At 69.5% G+C, this 14,493-nt stretch carries 14 protein-coding genes and 1 pseudogene; 8 read left to right on the forward strand and 7 right to left on the reverse strand.

The window, feature by feature from the left end; translation table 11 throughout:
- Nucleotides 1-6: 6 nt before the first annotated feature.
- Both IE325_RS19685 and IE325_RS19690 read right to left on the reverse strand, forming a co-directional pair.
- Nucleotides 7-2,403, reverse strand: a complete 2,397-nt coding sequence (locus IE325_RS19685; protein ID WP_190071273.1) for a cation-translocating P-type ATPase — start codon at nucleotides 2,401-2,403, stop codon at nucleotides 7-9.
- Nucleotides 2,404-2,501: 98 nt separating this feature from the next.
- Nucleotides 2,502-2,795 carry a DUF2530 domain-containing protein gene (locus IE325_RS19690; RefSeq protein ID WP_190071274.1) on the reverse strand — a complete coding sequence of 98 codons (294 nt, stop codon included), beginning with the start codon at nucleotides 2,793-2,795 and terminating at the stop codon, nucleotides 2,502-2,504.
- Nucleotides 2,796-2,933: 138 nt separating this feature from the next.
- On the opposite strand from IE325_RS19690, the gene IE325_RS19695 reads away from it, so the two are divergent.
- Nucleotides 2,934-4,334, forward strand: coding sequence for an NCS2 family permease (locus IE325_RS19695; protein WP_190071275.1), 1,401 nt, complete (start codon nucleotides 2,934-2,936; stop codon nucleotides 4,332-4,334).
- Here IE325_RS19695 and IE325_RS19700 read toward each other — a convergent pair.
- Nucleotides 4,327-4,509 carry a ribbon-helix-helix protein, CopG family gene (locus IE325_RS19700; protein WP_030048376.1) on the reverse strand — a complete coding sequence of 61 codons (183 nt, stop codon included), beginning with the start codon at nucleotides 4,507-4,509 and terminating at the stop codon, nucleotides 4,327-4,329. The genes IE325_RS19695 and IE325_RS19700 overlap by 8 nt on opposite strands.
- Before the next feature lie 129 nt (nucleotides 4,510-4,638).
- Here IE325_RS19700 and IE325_RS19705 point away from each other — a divergent pair, with 129 nt between their 5' ends.
- Nucleotides 4,639-5,076, forward strand: coding sequence for a MarR family winged helix-turn-helix transcriptional regulator (locus IE325_RS19705; RefSeq protein ID WP_048581218.1), 438 nt, complete (start codon nucleotides 4,639-4,641; stop codon nucleotides 5,074-5,076).
- A 103-nt stretch (nucleotides 5,077-5,179) separates the two neighbouring features.
- A complete protein-coding gene (locus IE325_RS19710) occupies nucleotides 5,180-6,457 on the forward strand; it encodes an MFS transporter (RefSeq protein WP_190071277.1) in 1,278 nt (425 codons plus the stop codon).
- Here IE325_RS19710 and IE325_RS19715 read toward each other — a convergent pair whose 3' ends face one another.
- Complete coding sequence (locus IE325_RS19715) at nucleotides 6,458-7,048, reverse strand: Uma2 family endonuclease (RefSeq protein WP_190071278.1); 591 nt, start codon at nucleotides 7,046-7,048, stop codon at nucleotides 6,458-6,460.
- A 109-nt stretch (nucleotides 7,049-7,157) separates the two neighbouring features.
- Complete coding sequence (locus IE325_RS19720) at nucleotides 7,158-7,676, reverse strand: GNAT family N-acetyltransferase (protein ID WP_190071279.1); 519 nt, start codon at nucleotides 7,674-7,676, stop codon at nucleotides 7,158-7,160.
- Nucleotides 7,677-7,701: 25 nt separating this feature from the next.
- Here IE325_RS19720 and thpR point away from each other — a divergent pair, with 25 nt between their 5' ends.
- Complete coding sequence (gene thpR / locus IE325_RS19725; RefSeq protein WP_190071280.1) at nucleotides 7,702-8,274, forward strand: RNA 2',3'-cyclic phosphodiesterase; 573 nt, start codon at nucleotides 7,702-7,704, stop codon at nucleotides 8,272-8,274.
- 188 nt (nucleotides 8,275-8,462) lie between these two features.
- Here thpR and IE325_RS19730 read toward each other — a convergent pair whose 3' ends face one another.
- Nucleotides 8,463-9,455: an aldo/keto reductase gene (locus tag IE325_RS19730; protein ID WP_190071281.1), complete on the reverse strand. Its 993-nt coding sequence runs from the start codon at nucleotides 9,453-9,455 to the stop codon at nucleotides 8,463-8,465.
- A gap of 75 nt (nucleotides 9,456-9,530) precedes the next feature.
- On the reverse strand, nucleotides 9,531-10,541 hold the full coding sequence (locus IE325_RS19735; protein ID WP_190071282.1) for a GlxA family transcriptional regulator: 1,011 nt from the start codon (nucleotides 10,539-10,541) through the stop codon (nucleotides 9,531-9,533).
- A 176-nt stretch (nucleotides 10,542-10,717) separates the two neighbouring features.
- On the opposite strand from IE325_RS19735, the gene IE325_RS19740 reads away from it, so the two are divergent.
- From IE325_RS19740 to IE325_RS19755, 4 genes and pseudogenes are all read left to right on the forward strand, one after another.
- Nucleotides 10,718-11,296, forward strand: a complete 579-nt coding sequence (locus IE325_RS19740; protein ID WP_190071283.1) for a cysteine hydrolase family protein — start codon at nucleotides 10,718-10,720, stop codon at nucleotides 11,294-11,296.
- 70 nt (nucleotides 11,297-11,366) lie between these two features.
- Nucleotides 11,367-12,008: an isochorismatase family protein gene (locus IE325_RS19745; RefSeq protein ID WP_229911910.1), complete on the forward strand. Its 642-nt coding sequence runs from the start codon at nucleotides 11,367-11,369 to the stop codon at nucleotides 12,006-12,008.
- Nucleotides 12,009-12,222: 214 nt separating this feature from the next.
- Complete coding sequence (locus IE325_RS19750) at nucleotides 12,223-13,347, forward strand: hypothetical protein (protein ID WP_190071284.1); 1,125 nt, start codon at nucleotides 12,223-12,225, stop codon at nucleotides 13,345-13,347.
- A gap of 37 nt (nucleotides 13,348-13,384) precedes the next feature.
- Nucleotides 13,385-14,416: pseudogene (locus tag IE325_RS19755) on the forward strand (MFS transporter); the annotation flags it as partial.
- Between the last annotated feature and the right edge of the window lie 77 nt (nucleotides 14,417-14,493).

Here is a 14,493-nt window from a genome sequence, read left to right on the forward strand (position 1 = left end):
CGAGGCCTACGCCGGGAACCGGCGGTCGACCCACCTCCACGCGAACTCCAGGCCGACCGCCGCCCCCGCCGAGATGCCCACCGCGATCCAGGGCATCGTCACCCCGACCAGCCGCAGTGCGAAGAACTCCTGCAGCCACGGCACCACCAGCACCAGCAGGAAGCCGAAGCCCATGGCGGCGACCAGGGCCACGCGCCACCAGGTGTACGGCCGGGCGATGATCGCCAGGACCCACATCGAGATCAGGAACAGGGTCAGGGTGGCCACGCTCGTCTCGGCGTCCAGGGAGCCCTCGCCCGTGTAGTAGTGCCGGGCGATCAGATAGGTCCCGAAGGTCGCCACCGCGGCGATGAAACCGCCCGGGATCGCGTACCGCATGACCCGCCGCACGAAATGCGGCCGCGCACGTTCCTTGTTGGGCGCGAGGGCGAGGAAGAAGGCGGGGACGCCGATGGTGAGGGTGGAGAGCAACGTCAGGTGGCGCGGCAGGAACGGGTACTCCACCTGCCAGAACACCACCATCAGGGCGAGCAGTACCGAGTAGACCGTCTTGACCAGGAACAGCGTCGCCACGCGCGTGATGTTGCCGATGACGCGCCGCCCCTCGGCCACCACCGACGGCAGCGTCGCGAAGCTGTTGTTCAGCAGCACGATCTGCGCCACCGCCCGCGTCGCCTCCGACCCCGAGCCCATCGCCACTCCGATGTCGGCGTCCTTCAGCGCGAGGACGTCGTTCACCCCGTCCCCGGTCATCGCGACGGTGTGCCCGTGGGACTGGAGCGCGCCCACCATGTCCCGCTTCTGCTGCGGGGTGACCCGCCCGAACACCGTGCCGTCGTCGAGGGCGGTCGCCATCCCGTCCTTGTCGGCGGGCAGCCGGCGCGCGTCGACCGTCGTACCCGTCAGACCGAGCTTGGTCGCCACCGCGCCGACCGACACCGCGTTGTCCCCGGAGATCACCTTGGCCCGGACGTTCTGGTCCGCGAAGTAGCGCAGGGTGTCGGCGGCGTCGGGCCGCAGGCGTTGTTCGAGTACGACGAGGGCGGCGGGCCGGGCGTCCTCGGCCACGTCGGGATCGTCGAGGTCCTGGGAGGCGCGGGCGAGGAGCAGGACGCGCAGTCCCTGTTCGTTGAGACGATCGGTTTCGGCCAGGGCCGGGTCGTCGGCGCCCAGCAGCACATCGGGGGCGCCCAGCAGCCAGGTGCTCGCCTCGCCGTCGCCCTCGCTGAAGGTGGCGCCGCTGTATTTGCGGGCGGAGGAAAAGGGCAGCGACTCGGTGCAGCGCCAGTCCTCGGCGTCGGGGTAGGAATCGATGATGGCCTGAAGGGAGGCGTTCGGGCGGGGGTCGGACTCGCCGAGGGCGCCGAGGACCTTGCGTATGTACTCCTCGTCGCCGCCGTTCAGGGGCCGTAGCTCGGTGACGTCCATGCCGCCCTCGGTGAGGGTGCCGGTCTTGTCCAGGCAGACGGTGTCGACGCGGGCCAGGCCCTCGATCGCGGGGAGTTCCTGGACGAGGCACTGCTGGCGGCCGAGCCGGATGACGCCGATCGCGAAGGCGACGGAGGTGAGGAGGACCAGGCCCTCGGGGACCATCGGCACGATGCCGCCGACGGTCCGGGCGATGGAGTCGTCGAGGTCCTTGTTCTTCACGAACAGCTGGGTGACGATCAGGCCGATCGCGGCCGGGACCATCATCCACGTCACGTACTTGAGGATGGTGGAGATGCCGGAGCGCAGCTCGGAGTGGACGAGGGTGAAGCGGGACGCCTCCTCCGCGAGCTGGGCGGCGTAGGCCTCACGGCCGACCTTGGTGGCCTGGAAGGCGCCGCCGCCCGCGACCACGAAGCTGCCGGAGAGGACGGGATCGCCGGGGCGTTTGACGACCGGGTCGGCTTCGCCGGTGAGCAGCGACTCGTCGATCTCCAGCCCGTCGGCCTCGACGCACGCCCCGTCCACGACGACCTTGTCGCCCGGCCCGATCTCGATCAGGTCGTCCAGCACGATCTCGGACGTGCCGACCTCGCCGGCGACTCCATCCCGCCGTACCGTCGGCCGGGCCTCACCGATCACCGCGAGCGAGTCGAGGGTCTTCTTCGCCCGCCACTCCTGGACGATCCCGATCCCGGTGTTGGCGATGATCACGAAGCCGAACAGGCTGTCCTGGATCGGCGCGACGAACAGCATGATCAGCCAGAGCACGCCGATGATCGCGTTGAACCGGGTGAACACATTGGCCCGGACGATCTCGCCCATCGACCGGCTGCTGCGCACCGGAATGTCATTGACCTGCCCGAGCGCGACCCGCTCGGCCACCTCGGCGGCGGTCAGTCCGCCCTTCGCCACCGGGGGATGCAGGGTGTTGTTGTCGACCTCGGTTTCCGTGCCCGCGTCGGCATGCGTCATGCAATCGACGGTACGTGCGGATTTACGCCTTCACCCGCCGAGTGGGCGGAAGTTCCGACTTGGGGAGGAGGGGTGTCGTACCGGGGTCGTACGGCTGCCTATTCGGCGGTGGCTTCGGCAGCGGATTCGGCGGCGGCTTGGGCGGCGGCGCGCTTGATCGCCGCGTCGCGCTTACGGACGTACCAGATGCCGATCAGCCCGAGCCCGCCGCCGGCCAGACAGGTCCACACCCACCAGGTGTGCCCGTGGTCGTCGAACCAGCCGTAGAACGGCAGCTGGACGAGGAAGAGGACGAACCAGATGACCGTGCCGCCGACGATGGTCGGGACCACGGGCCCTTCCAGGGGCTCGGGCGCCTCGTGCTTGACGGGTCCCGTGAAGAATGCGGCCATGGGGGACAGCTTACGAGGAGACCGGATGTGTGAGGATCCGGCTCGGTCTACGCGCGGAGATGGCTGTTCGAGGCTCTATATGTTCATACTGAAACGGTTTATGTCTGACCACTTCTCTTCGTAGGAACAACCAAGCGCATGCCCGCATACGGCGCCCTCGACCGCTACTTCAAGATCTCCGAACGCGGCAGCACCCTGCCCCGTGAGATCCGTGGCGGTTTCGCCACCTTCTTCGCGATGGCGTACATCATCGTGCTGAACCCGATCATCCTCGGCAGCGCGAAGGACATGTACGGCCACCAGCTGGACAACGGCCAGCTGGTCACCGCGACGGCCCTGACGGCGGCGTTCACCACGCTGCTGATGGGCGTCATCGGCAATGTGCCGATCGCGCTCGCCGCCGGACTCGGCGTCAACTCGGTCGTCGCGCTCCAGCTCGCGCCCCGGATGTCCTGGCCGGACGCGATGGGCATGGTGGTCCTCGCCGGCTTCGTGGTCATGCTCCTGGTCGCCACCGGGCTACGTGAGCGCGTCATGAACGCCGTGCCGTACAGCCTGCGCAAGGCGATCTCCATCGGTATCGGCCTGTTCATCATGCTGATCGGACTCGTCGACTCCGGCTTCGTCTCCCGTATCCCGGATGTCGCCCAGACGACCGTGCCCCTTCAACTGGGCGGCGACGGTCACCTCAACGGCTGGCCGGTGCTCGTCTTCGTCCTGGGCACGCTGCTCACCCTCGCCCTGATCGTCCGCAAGGTCTCCGGCGCGATCCTGATCTCGATCGTCGCGATGACCGTGCTCGCGCTCGTCATCGAGGCGGTCACGAAGGTGCCGTCCTGGGGACTGACGACCCCGAAGTGGCCCGGCAACCCGGTCGCCAGCCCGGACTTCGGTCTGATCGGTGAGTTCAGCCTGTTCGGCGGCTTCGACAAGGTCGGCGCGCTGACCGGCACCCTCTTCGTCTTCACGGTCCTGCTCTCCTGCTTCTTCGACGCCATGGGCACGATCATGGGCGTCAGCGACGAGGCGAAGCTGACCGACGGTGAGGGGCAGATGCCGGGCATCAACAAGGTGCTGTTCGTGGACGGCCTCGCGGTCGCCACGGGCGGCGCCAGCTCCTCCTCGGCGACCACGGCGTTCGTGGAGTCCACGGCGGGCGTCGGCGAGGGCGCCCGTACGGGTTTCGCGAATGTCGTCACCGGCGGCCTCTTCGGCATCGCGCTGTTCCTCACCCCGGTCGCCACCATGGTCCCGTCGCAGGCGGCGACCCCGGCGCTGCTCGCGGTCGGCTTCCTGATCATGGCGAACTCCGTCAAGGAGATCGACTGGGCCGACTACACGGTCGCGATCCCGGCGTTCGTGACGATGCTGATGATGCCGTTCACCTACTCCATCACCAACGGCATCGGCATGGGCTTCATCACCTTCGCGGTGCTGCGCCTGGCCGCCGGGCGGGGGCGGGAGGTGCCGGTGGCGATGTACGTCGTGGCGGCGGTCTTCGGCTTCTACTACCTGATGCCGGCGCTGGGACTCACGTAAGGCCGTAGAACTTCTCGGTCTCCTCGACCGCGGACTGGAACCGCTCGTCGAAGTCATCGCGGATGAGCGTCCGGACGACATAGTCCTGGACGCTCATTCCTCTTTTCGCCGCATGCTCCTTGAGTCGTTCGAGCAGCTCGTGGTCTATCCGCAGGCTGAGCACGCTGGTCCCCATGCACATGAGGGTCGCGGCACATGCGGGTGCGGTGTGTCACGTTCCGCCACGAGATCACCCGGATGAGTGACATCGAAGGACGGTGAACCCGGTGGTCTTTAGTCAGGGTAATGAGTTACGCTAAAGAACATGTCGGACCTTACCCATGGCGACGACGCTGCCGCCGTGAACTCTCTGCGCTCCGCCGTGATGCGACTGTCGCGCCGGCTCAAGCACCAGCGGGTCGACGAGTCGCTGAGCCCCACCGAGATGTCGGTGCTGGGCACCCTCTCCCTCTGCGGGAAGGCCACTCCCGGTGAGCTCGCCCGCAAGGAGCATGTCCAGCCGCCGTCGATGACCCGCATCGTCGCCCTGCTGGAGGCCAAGGGACTGGTCCGCCTGGAGCCGCATCCGGAGGACCGGCGCCAGAAGGTCGTCACGAAGACCGAGCAGGCCGAGGCGATGCTCGAGGAGAGCCGCCGTAAGCGCAACGCCTTCCTGGCCACCCTGGTCGAGGGCCTCGACGAGGACGAGTGGGCGAAGATCCGCGCCGCCGCCCCCGTGCTGGAGAAGCTCGCACACCTGTAAGCCATTTTCGCGAGGAGGCGAACCCCCATTGAGTACGGGACCCGGAGCAACCTCCGCACCCGCACCGATAACCCCTTCTACTCCCGGACCCGGCAAGTCCTCGATGTTCAGCTCGCTGAAGGTCCGGAACTACCGTCTCTTCTTCCTCGGCCAGGTCGTCTCCAACACCGGCACCTGGATGCAGCGCATCGCCCAGGACTGGCTGGTGCTCAGCCTCACCGGCTCCGCCACCGCCGTCGGCATCACGACGGCCCTGCAGTTCCTGCCGATGCTGCTCTTCGGTCTCTACGGCGGTGTCCTCGTCGACCGCCTGCCCAAGCGCCGCACGCTGCTCGTCACCCAGACCGCGATGGCCCTCACGGGTCTCGCGCTGGCCTTCCTCACGCTCACCGGTGACGTCCAGGTCTGGCATGTCTACCTGGCCGCCTTCGCGGTCGGCCTCGCGACCGTCGTCGACAACCCGGCCCGGCAGTCCTTCGTCTCCGAGATGGTCGGCCCGGAGCAGTTGCAGAACGCGGTCAGCCTGAACTCCGCGAACTTCCAGTCGGCCCGGCTGATCGGGCCCGCCGTGGCCGGCCTGATGATCACCGGTGTCGGCACGGGGTGGGCGTTCCTCGCCAACGGGCTGTCCTTCGTCGCTCCGCTGGCCGGACTGCTGCTGATGCGTTCGCGTGAGCTGCATGTCGTGCAGCGGGCGCCGCGCGGGAAGGGGCAGATGCGGGAGGGGTTGCGGTATGTCGCCGGGCGCCCCGAACTGATCTGGACCATCGTCCTCGCCGGGTTCGTCAGCACCTTCGGCTTCAACTTCCCGGTGTATCTGTCGGCCTTCGCCGACGACGTCTTCCACGCGGGCGCCGGGTCCTACAGCCTCTTCAACACCCTGATGGCGGTCGGCTCGCTGGCGGGTGCGCTGCTCGCCGCTCGGCGCGGTACGGCCCGGATGCGGGCGCTGATCGGGGGAGCGCTGGCCTTCGGGGCGATGGAGATCGTGGCGGCGTTCGCGCCCTCGCTCTGGCTGTTCGCGCTGCTCATGGCGCCGATAGGCATGTTCGGGATGACGGTCAACGTCACCGCCAACAGCAGCATCCAGATGTCCACCGACCCGAGCATGCGGGGCCGGGTCATGGCCCTGTACATGATGGTCTTCATGGGCGGGGCCCCACTGGGTGCCCCGATCGCTGGCTGGGTCACGGACGCGTACGGCGTGCGGGCCGGGTTGGCGGTGGGCGGTGCGATCACTGCGACCGCGGCTGTCGTCATCGCCCTGGTGCTGGCCCGGGTGGGCGGACTGCGGCTGTCCGTGGGGTGGAACCAGGGGCGTCCGCGGGCTCGGTTCGTTCCTCGGGAGGGGCGGGAGGAGGAGCTGGCTGCGGCTGCGTAGTCAGTCGCGGGGGAACCTGTCGGTCTTGAGGGTGAGGCCGAGGAGGGTGTTAGTCATGTCGACGTCTGCGCCGTAAGTGATCGACGCGTCGCTCATGTAATCGCCGTCCTTGGGCTGGGTGAACAGGTGGCACTTGGCCGTGTACGGGTCGACGATGAGGTAGACGGGGACTTCGGCGAGGGCGTACGCGGCCTTCTTGGGGCCGTAGTCGTTCTTGGCCGTGTCTTTGGAGATGACCTCGGCGATGAACTCGACATCCTCGTTACGCCAGTGGCCCTCGGCGTCCATCTCGGCGCCGTCGCGTAGCTTCGCCACGTCTGGGGCGAGTCCGTTCTTGCGCCCGGGGAAGTCGATGCGGACGTCGGAGAGCACTTCCGCATCCCTGCCGAAGGTGTCCTCGATCGCCCACATGATCGCTTTAATGGTTTTCCAGTGGACGCTCCGCTGCGGCGACATGTAGACGGTCCCCTCGACGATCTCGACCTTGTATCCCTCGGGGACGGGCAGCTTCTCAAGCCGCTCGAACATCTCGTCGAGCCAGGACGTGTCGTCGCTCTGGGCCATCGCGATCCTGTCTTCAAGGACGGTCATCGTGGCGCTCCTCCCCGGCTGCCCCACGGACGAGTGCAACCGCGCAGTACAACGATACGCACGGTGACGCGTCACGTGTGGTCATGGTCACTCCGCAGCTGCGAGCCGGCTACACCCGCCGTGCCAACACCTGCCCCGGCCAGCCGTCCTTCCCCGCATACGTCTCGGTCCGGACGAAGCCGTTGCCCTCGTAGTAGCGGACCAGCTTGCCGTCGCCGCCTGCGTAACAGTCCACCCGCAGCAGCGAGACGCCGGCCCGCCGGGTCACGTCGGCGGCGTGGGTCAGGAGGGCGCTGCCCGTGCCGTGGCCCTTGAAGCGGCGGTCGGAGGCGAGCCAGTGGATGTAGCGCTCGGGTTCGCCGGGCGGGGGGAGGTGGGAGAGGTAGGCGCCGGGGGCGTCGGTGAGGGTGAGGGTGGCGGCCGGGGTGCCGTCGGCCTCGGCGATGAAGACCTCGCCCTCGTCCATACAGCGGGTGACCGACTCCACGGTCCTGGGGCTCTGCGACAGCGGCGCCGTCCCCCACTGCCCCGTCCGCCCCTGCCCGACCAGCCACTCCACGCAGCTGTCGAGCATGCCGAGTATCGCGGGGATGTCGTCGCGCCGGCCGTCCCTGATCGTGATCGTCATCGGCTCATGGTGTCACGCTGGACCCATGAGACTCTTCGCCGCCGTGCTGCCGCCCGAGGATGTGACGCGCGAACTGGCCACCGAGGTCGCCGAGTTGAGGAAGCTGCCCGGTGCGGAGGGGCTGCGCTGGACCGGCCGCCCGGGGTGGCACTTCACGCTCGCCTTCTACGGGGAGGTCGATGAGGACGTCGTAGGGGATCTGTCGGCGCGGTTGGAGCGAGCCGCGCGGCGTACCGCCCCCTTCCCGCTGGCGTTGCGCGGGGGCGGGCAGTTCGGGCACGGGCGGGCGTTGTGGGCGGGGGCCGAGGGGGATCTGGCGGCGCTGCGGTTGCTCGCCGACCGGAGTGAGGCGGCGGCGCGGAAGGCCGGGGTGGCGATGGGGGAGCACCGGCGGTACAAGGCCCATCTGACGGTGGCCAGGAGTCGGGTCGCGGTGGATGCGCGGCCGTATGTGGCGGTGCTCGATGAGTTCGGCAGCCGTACGTGGACGGTGGGGGAGCTGGTGCTGGTGCGCAGCCACCTGCCTGTGTCCGGGGTGGCGGGGGAGCAGCCCCGTTATGAGGCGGTCGGGCGGTGGGCGCTCGGGGGCGCCGGTTAGGCTCGGTTCCGTGGACCCGAAAACCCGGAACCGGATCATGGCCGGTGCGCTTGTGTTGATGTTTGTGCTGGTCGCGGTGGCGGCTGCGCTCGGTAGGTAGGCGGTTGCGCAGGGCGGGGAACTGCGGGCCGGTGGGGGCTTGTCGCGCCCACGCGGCGGAGCCGCATGTCGAGACAAGCCCCGCGCCCCTACCAGGCGAACGCCTCCGGCGACGGCCCAGGACCCGGGAAGATCTCGTCCAGCCCCGCCAGCAGCTCCTCGCTCAGCTCCAGCTCGGCCGCCCGCAGGGCCGACTCCAGTTGCCCCGTCGTGCGCGGGCCGACGATCGGGCCGGTCACGCCGGGGCGGGTGAGTAGCCAGGCCAGGGCTGTCTCGCCGGGCTCCAGGCCGTGCTTGTCGAGGAGGTCCTCGTAGGCCTGGATCTTGGTGCGTACGGCCGGGTCGGCCAGCGAGTCGGCGGCTCGGCCGGAGCTGCGGCGGCCGCCCTCGACCTCCTTCTTGATGACGCCGCCGAGGAGACCGCCGTGCAGCGGGGACCAGGGGATGACGCCGAGGCCGTACTCCTGCGCGGCGGGGATGACCTCCATCTCGGCGCGGCGCTCGTAGAGGTTGTACAGGCACTGTTCGCTGACCAGGCCGATGGTGCCGGCGCGGCGGGCGGCGATCTCGTTGGCCTGGGCGATCTTGTAGCCGGGGAAGTTGGAGGACCCGACGTAGAGGATCTTGCCCTGCTGGACCAGCACGTCGATGGCCTGCCAGATCTCCTCGAAGGGAGTGGCGCGGTCGATGTGGTGGAACTGGTAGATGTCGATGTGGTCGGTCTGGAGGCGCTTGAGCGACGCGTCCACCGCCCGGCGGATGTTCACCGCCGAGAGCTTGTCGTGGTTGGGCCACGCCTCGCCGTCGGCGGCCATGTTGCCGTACACCTTGGTGGCGAGGACGACCTTCTCGCGCCGCTCGCCGCCCTTGGCGAACCAGTTGCCGATGATGCTCTCGGTACGGCCCTTGTTCTCGCCCCAGCCGTACACGTTCGCCGTGTCGAAGTAGTTGATGCCGGCGTCCAGCGCCGCGTCCATGATCGCGTGACTGTCCGCCTCGTCCGTCTGCGGACCGAAGTTCATGGTGCCGAGGACGAGTCGGCTGACCTTGAGTCCCGTGCGTCCGAGCTGCGTGTACTCCATGGAGTGCACGCTAGCCGGGTGGAGTGCGCTCCAAGCAAGGCATCTTGATGTTCATCTCAGCCCCGGCGTTGATGTTCACCTCAGCCCCCGCGCCCTCGCCCGGTACTCGCTCGGCGTCGTCCCCACGCGGCGGTGGAACGCCCTGATCAGGGTGTCGACCGTGCCGAAGCCGCACGCGGAGGCGATCCGTTCCAGGGTGTCGTCGGTGGTCTCCAGCAGATGGCCCGCCCGCTCCACCCGCGCCGACTCGATATAGGCGTGCGGTGTCGTGCCGAGCTCGGTCTTGAAGACGCGGGTGAGCTGCCGGTCGCTGACATGCGCGTACGCGGCGAGGTCCGCGACCGTGAGGCGCTCGTCGAGGTGGTTCAGGATGTACAGCCGGAGGTCGTCGCTGCGCCGCGTCGTGGACACCCGCTCCAGCGGCACGCTGAACTGGGACTGCCCGCCGGGCCGCTTGAGGTACATCACCAGCTGGCGGGCGACGCGCTGTGCGACCTGCTCCCCGAAGTCGTCCGCGACCAGGGCGAGGGAGAGGTCGAGGCATGCGCTGATCCCCGCGCCGGTCCACACCTCGCCGTCCTCGCGGATGAAGATCGGATCCGGGTCGACCCGCACCGCCGGATGGTCGTCGGCCAGTCGCCGCGCGGTGGACCAGTGCGTCGTGGCGCGCTTGCCGTCGAGGAGCCCCGCGGCGGCGAGGATGTGTGCGCCGACGCACACCGAGGCCACCCGCCGGGCGCGGGCGGCCAGCGACTTCACCCAGGTCACCGTGGCGGGGTCGGTGACGGGGTGGATACGGTCCTCGGCGTCCACCTCGACCGAGCCCGGCACCAGCAGCGTGTCGATCGCACGCTCGCGCACCTCCTCGAACGTGGCGTCGGGCAGGATCCGCACCCCGGCCGCCGTGGTCACCGGTGCCGTCGTCCCGGCGGCCAGGACGACCTCGTAGCCGACCCGCTCCGTCGTCTCGCGCGGGACGAGCGAGAACACCTCCGGCGGGCCGGTGACGTCGAGGAGGTCGACGCCCTCGAACAGCACGATCACGATGAGCCGGTTCACGTAACCCCCTGTTTCGCGCGCCGACATCGGTGTCGGTTTCTGCGCATAGCGCGTCATTGCCGACGCACCGGTTCCGGCCATAGCGTCGCATGTGTGTTCAACAAGCCGTTGAACGAGCCGTTGAAAAGGCCTTTGGGCAAGCTGCTGAACATGCCGTTGAACACATCTCGACCCATTCAACTCCCGGAACCTGGAGGAGATCTGTGACCAGCAAGACGCTGCGCGAACTCGGCGGTGCCGACACCACCCCCGCGGCCCTCGCGTCCTCGACGCTCGTCCTCGTCGACTACCAGAACACCTACACCCGCGGTGCGATGGAACTCGACGGCTGGCAGCCCGCCCTCGCGGCCGCGTCGGACCTGCTCTCCCGCGCCCGCGCGGCCGGAGCCGCGGTCATCCACGTCCAGCACGACGGCGGCGAGGGCTCGCCCTACGACATCCGTGCCGAGATCGGCGCGATCCACCCCTCCGTGGCGCCGGCCGAGGGCGAGCCCGTGGTCGTGAAGCAGGCCCCGGACTCCTTCCACGGCACCGACCTCGGCAAGCTCGTCGACGAGGCCGGGAACGAGACCGTGATCGTCGCCGGGTTCATGACCCACATGTGCATCGCCTATACGACGGCTTCCGCGGCCCTGCGCGGCAACAAGCCCACCGTCCCGGCGGACACCTGCGCCACCCGCTCGATCGTGGACGTCTCCGCCGACGAACTGCACCGCAGCGCGCTGGCCGCCATCGCCGACGCGTACGGCGTGGTCGTCGCCTCCGGCAGTGAGCTGGCCTGACGTGGCCCAACAGGGTTCCCGGCGCGGGTTCCTGAAGGCCGGTGGCGCGGCCGTCGTCGGCGGTGCCGCGGTGTTCGGGGCGACCCGCCTCGGTGACACCCCGGCGCGGGCGGCGGACGCGTCCGGCACGACCACCCTGCGGGGGCTCAACGGCCTGCCCGACGAACCGGCTTCACTCGGCTCGGCCACGCTGATCATGGTCGACTACCAGAACACGTACACCCGGGGGGTGATGGAACTCGACGGCTGGCGGCCCGCCCTGGAGGCGGCGGCCGAGCTGCTGGACGCGGCCCGTGAGGCGGGCGGAAACGTCATCCACATCGTCAACGACGGCGGGGCGGACACCCCGTACGACATCCGTCGGCCGATCGGCCGGATCCACGACCGGGTCAGGCCCGCCAAGGGCGAGCCGACCGTGGTGAAGAAGGCCCCCAACGCCTTCGTGAACACCGAGCTGGGCGGGCTCGTCGACCGGGCGGGGCGCAAGGACCTCGTCATCGCCGGGTTCATGACGCACATGTGCGTGACGTTCACGGCCGAGGGCGCGTTCCTGCGCGGGAACCGGCCCACCGTGGTCGCGGACGCCTGCGCCACCCGGCCGCTGCCGTCGGTCGGCGGCGGGCTGTCCGCCCGGCAGATCCACCACGGCGCGCTGGCGACGATCGCCGATCTGTACGGCGTGGTCGTCCCCACCCACACCGCGCTGAGCTAGCGCGCGTCCGCCCTCTCCCTCTCCGGCCTGCCTCCGGCCCCACGCCGCCGGAGAGGGAAACACGCGGAACCCGGGAAACACCTGCTCACCTTCCACATCTCGCATTGCTCCCCGCGTCCCGGCCCCTCGTGGCTCCCGGCGGGTCAGTTCCCCCCACGCCACCGCTCCCCACGGCGGGAACACCTGACGACCGATTCGTTACGGAGAGCAAGTCATGGCAACACGGCGGACCTTCATCGGCGGCGCGGGCATCGGCGCCGCGACCTTCCTCGGCTATGCGGTAGCCCCGGCCGACCCCCTGAACACGGCGCCCGCCGCGGAGGCGGTGAGTACCGAGAGCGCCGCCCGGGACTCCATCCGCGCGGTGAACGCGGCCATGCGCACCAACTACGCGGCGCTCAAAGCCGACCTGATCAACAACCTCGGGCCCGTCATCGTCGTGCAGAACGACGCGAAGGGCGGCACCTTCACCCTCGTCCACGACGGCAAGCGGTATGTCGAGCACCCGGTGGCCGAGGAGTTCGAGCTGGCGAAGTCCATCGCCCATGTGCCGCTGGGGATCTACTCCACGATCGCGGAGTACCTCTCGGACAAGGTCCCCAACGTCCCCAACGGCGACCGGATCGACGCCCATGACCTCGACATGGTGGCGATGAAGGGCCCCGGCACCGACGCCTGGACGACACCGTTGCAGGCCTTCGCCGACAAGCTCACCACCGCGAAGAACGACCTCCCCGCGGCGAAACTGCCGCAGGCCCTGCAGAACGCCTGCGCGAAGATCCTCGACGAGGCGCTGACCTTCATCGCCGACTCCATCCGCGCCCGTGCCTTCGACATCGCCTCGTTCCAGGACTTCGCGGCCCGCGTCTACCCGGCGATCCGGGTGAACATGACGTACGCCGCCGACGCGCAGATCTCCGGCGTGCAGCGCCTCTGCAAGAAGTGGCGGGCGCAGATCGGCGAGGCGGCCTGGGCCGACCTGTACACGGTGGTGCTTTCGATCTGGACGACGTCGGTGCTCAATCAGGCGGAGATCATCATCAGGCCGATGATGAACCAGAAGAAGGTCGACACCCATCTGATCGACATCCCCACCGCGCAGCTGCCGACCGATCCGATCGGGGTGGCCCTGGACAACCTGGCGCGGATCGTCCAGGACAACATCGCCGCCGAGCTGGTCTTCGTCTCCGACACCAAGGTCGCCGACGCCCTCAAGGGCAAGGAGGACCTGCTGTCCGACGAGATCCTCAAGCAACTCGGCACGCCCGTCGCGTCCGGGGTCGCGTTCCGTACCGCGGGCCGGGCCAAGTGCCCGGTCGACCACAGCGTGAGCGTCTGACCGCGTCACGCGCTGCGGGAACAACGGGGGAACACACGTGACCACCAGGCTGTGGTTCGTCGTCGGCCTGATTCTGCTCGCCATCAACCTGCGCGCGGCGATCACCGGGATGCCGCCGCTCATCGGGGACGTACAAGAGGCACTCGCGCTGAACGGCGCCCAGGTCGGCGTGCTCGCGACGTTACCCGTGCTGTGCCTGGGCGGCTTCGCCTGGCTCGCACCCCGTCTGGCCCGTCGGTTCGGCACCCAGGCCGCCGTATGCGTCGCCGTCGTGGCCGTGGCCCTCGGCACCGCCGTGCGCGCGGTGCCGTGGCCGGCGGCGCTCTTCGCCGGAACGGTGCTCGCCGGCGCCGGGATCGCGGTCGGGAACGTGCTGATGCCCGCCGTCATCAAGGACCACTTCGGCGGGCGGATCGGCCTGTTCACCGGCCTCGCCATGACCCTGATGGCCGTCTCGGGCGCGGTCGCCGCCGCGGTCGCGGTACCGCTGAGCACCGTCACCGGCCGCGAGTTCGCGCTCGCGGTGTGGGCGCTGCCCGCCGTGCTGGCCGCGGCGGTGTGGGGACTGCTGGCCGCACCGGGAGCGGACGGCAGGCACCGCGGGACGCCGCCCGCGGCGAAGGAGCCGGCGGGTGGCGGATCGCTGCTGCGCTGCCCGCTCGCCTGGTGGGTGTCGGCGTTCCTCGGACTGGTGTCGCTGATGTTCTACGTGCTGGTGGCGTGGCTGCCCGAGATCATGCGCGCGCACGGCCGCACCCCGGGCCAGGCCGGTCTGATGATGTCGGTGATGCTGACCATCGGCATCCCGCCCGCCTTCCTCGTCCCCTTGGCCGCCGCCCGGATGCGCGGCCAACGGCTCCTGGTGCTGGCCGTGATCGCGGCGAAGTCGCTCTCCCTGGCCGGGCTGCTGCTGGCTCCCGAGCTCGGCTGGGTGTGGGTGTGCCTGCTGGGCGCGGCGACGGGAAGCGCCTTCCCGTTGGCCATCACCCTCCTCGGACTGCGCACGGACGGCCCCCGGACCGCCGCCGACCTCTCGGGCATGGCCCAGACCACCGGCTATCTCCTGGCCGGCCTGGGCCCGCTGGCCATGGGAATGCTGCACGACGCCACCGACGGCTGGCGGATGCCCCTCACCGTCCTGCTCGC

Source organism: Streptomyces lanatus (assembly GCF_014655715.1).
Taxonomy (GTDB): domain Bacteria; phylum Actinomycetota; class Actinomycetes; order Streptomycetales; family Streptomycetaceae; genus Streptomyces; species Streptomyces lanatus.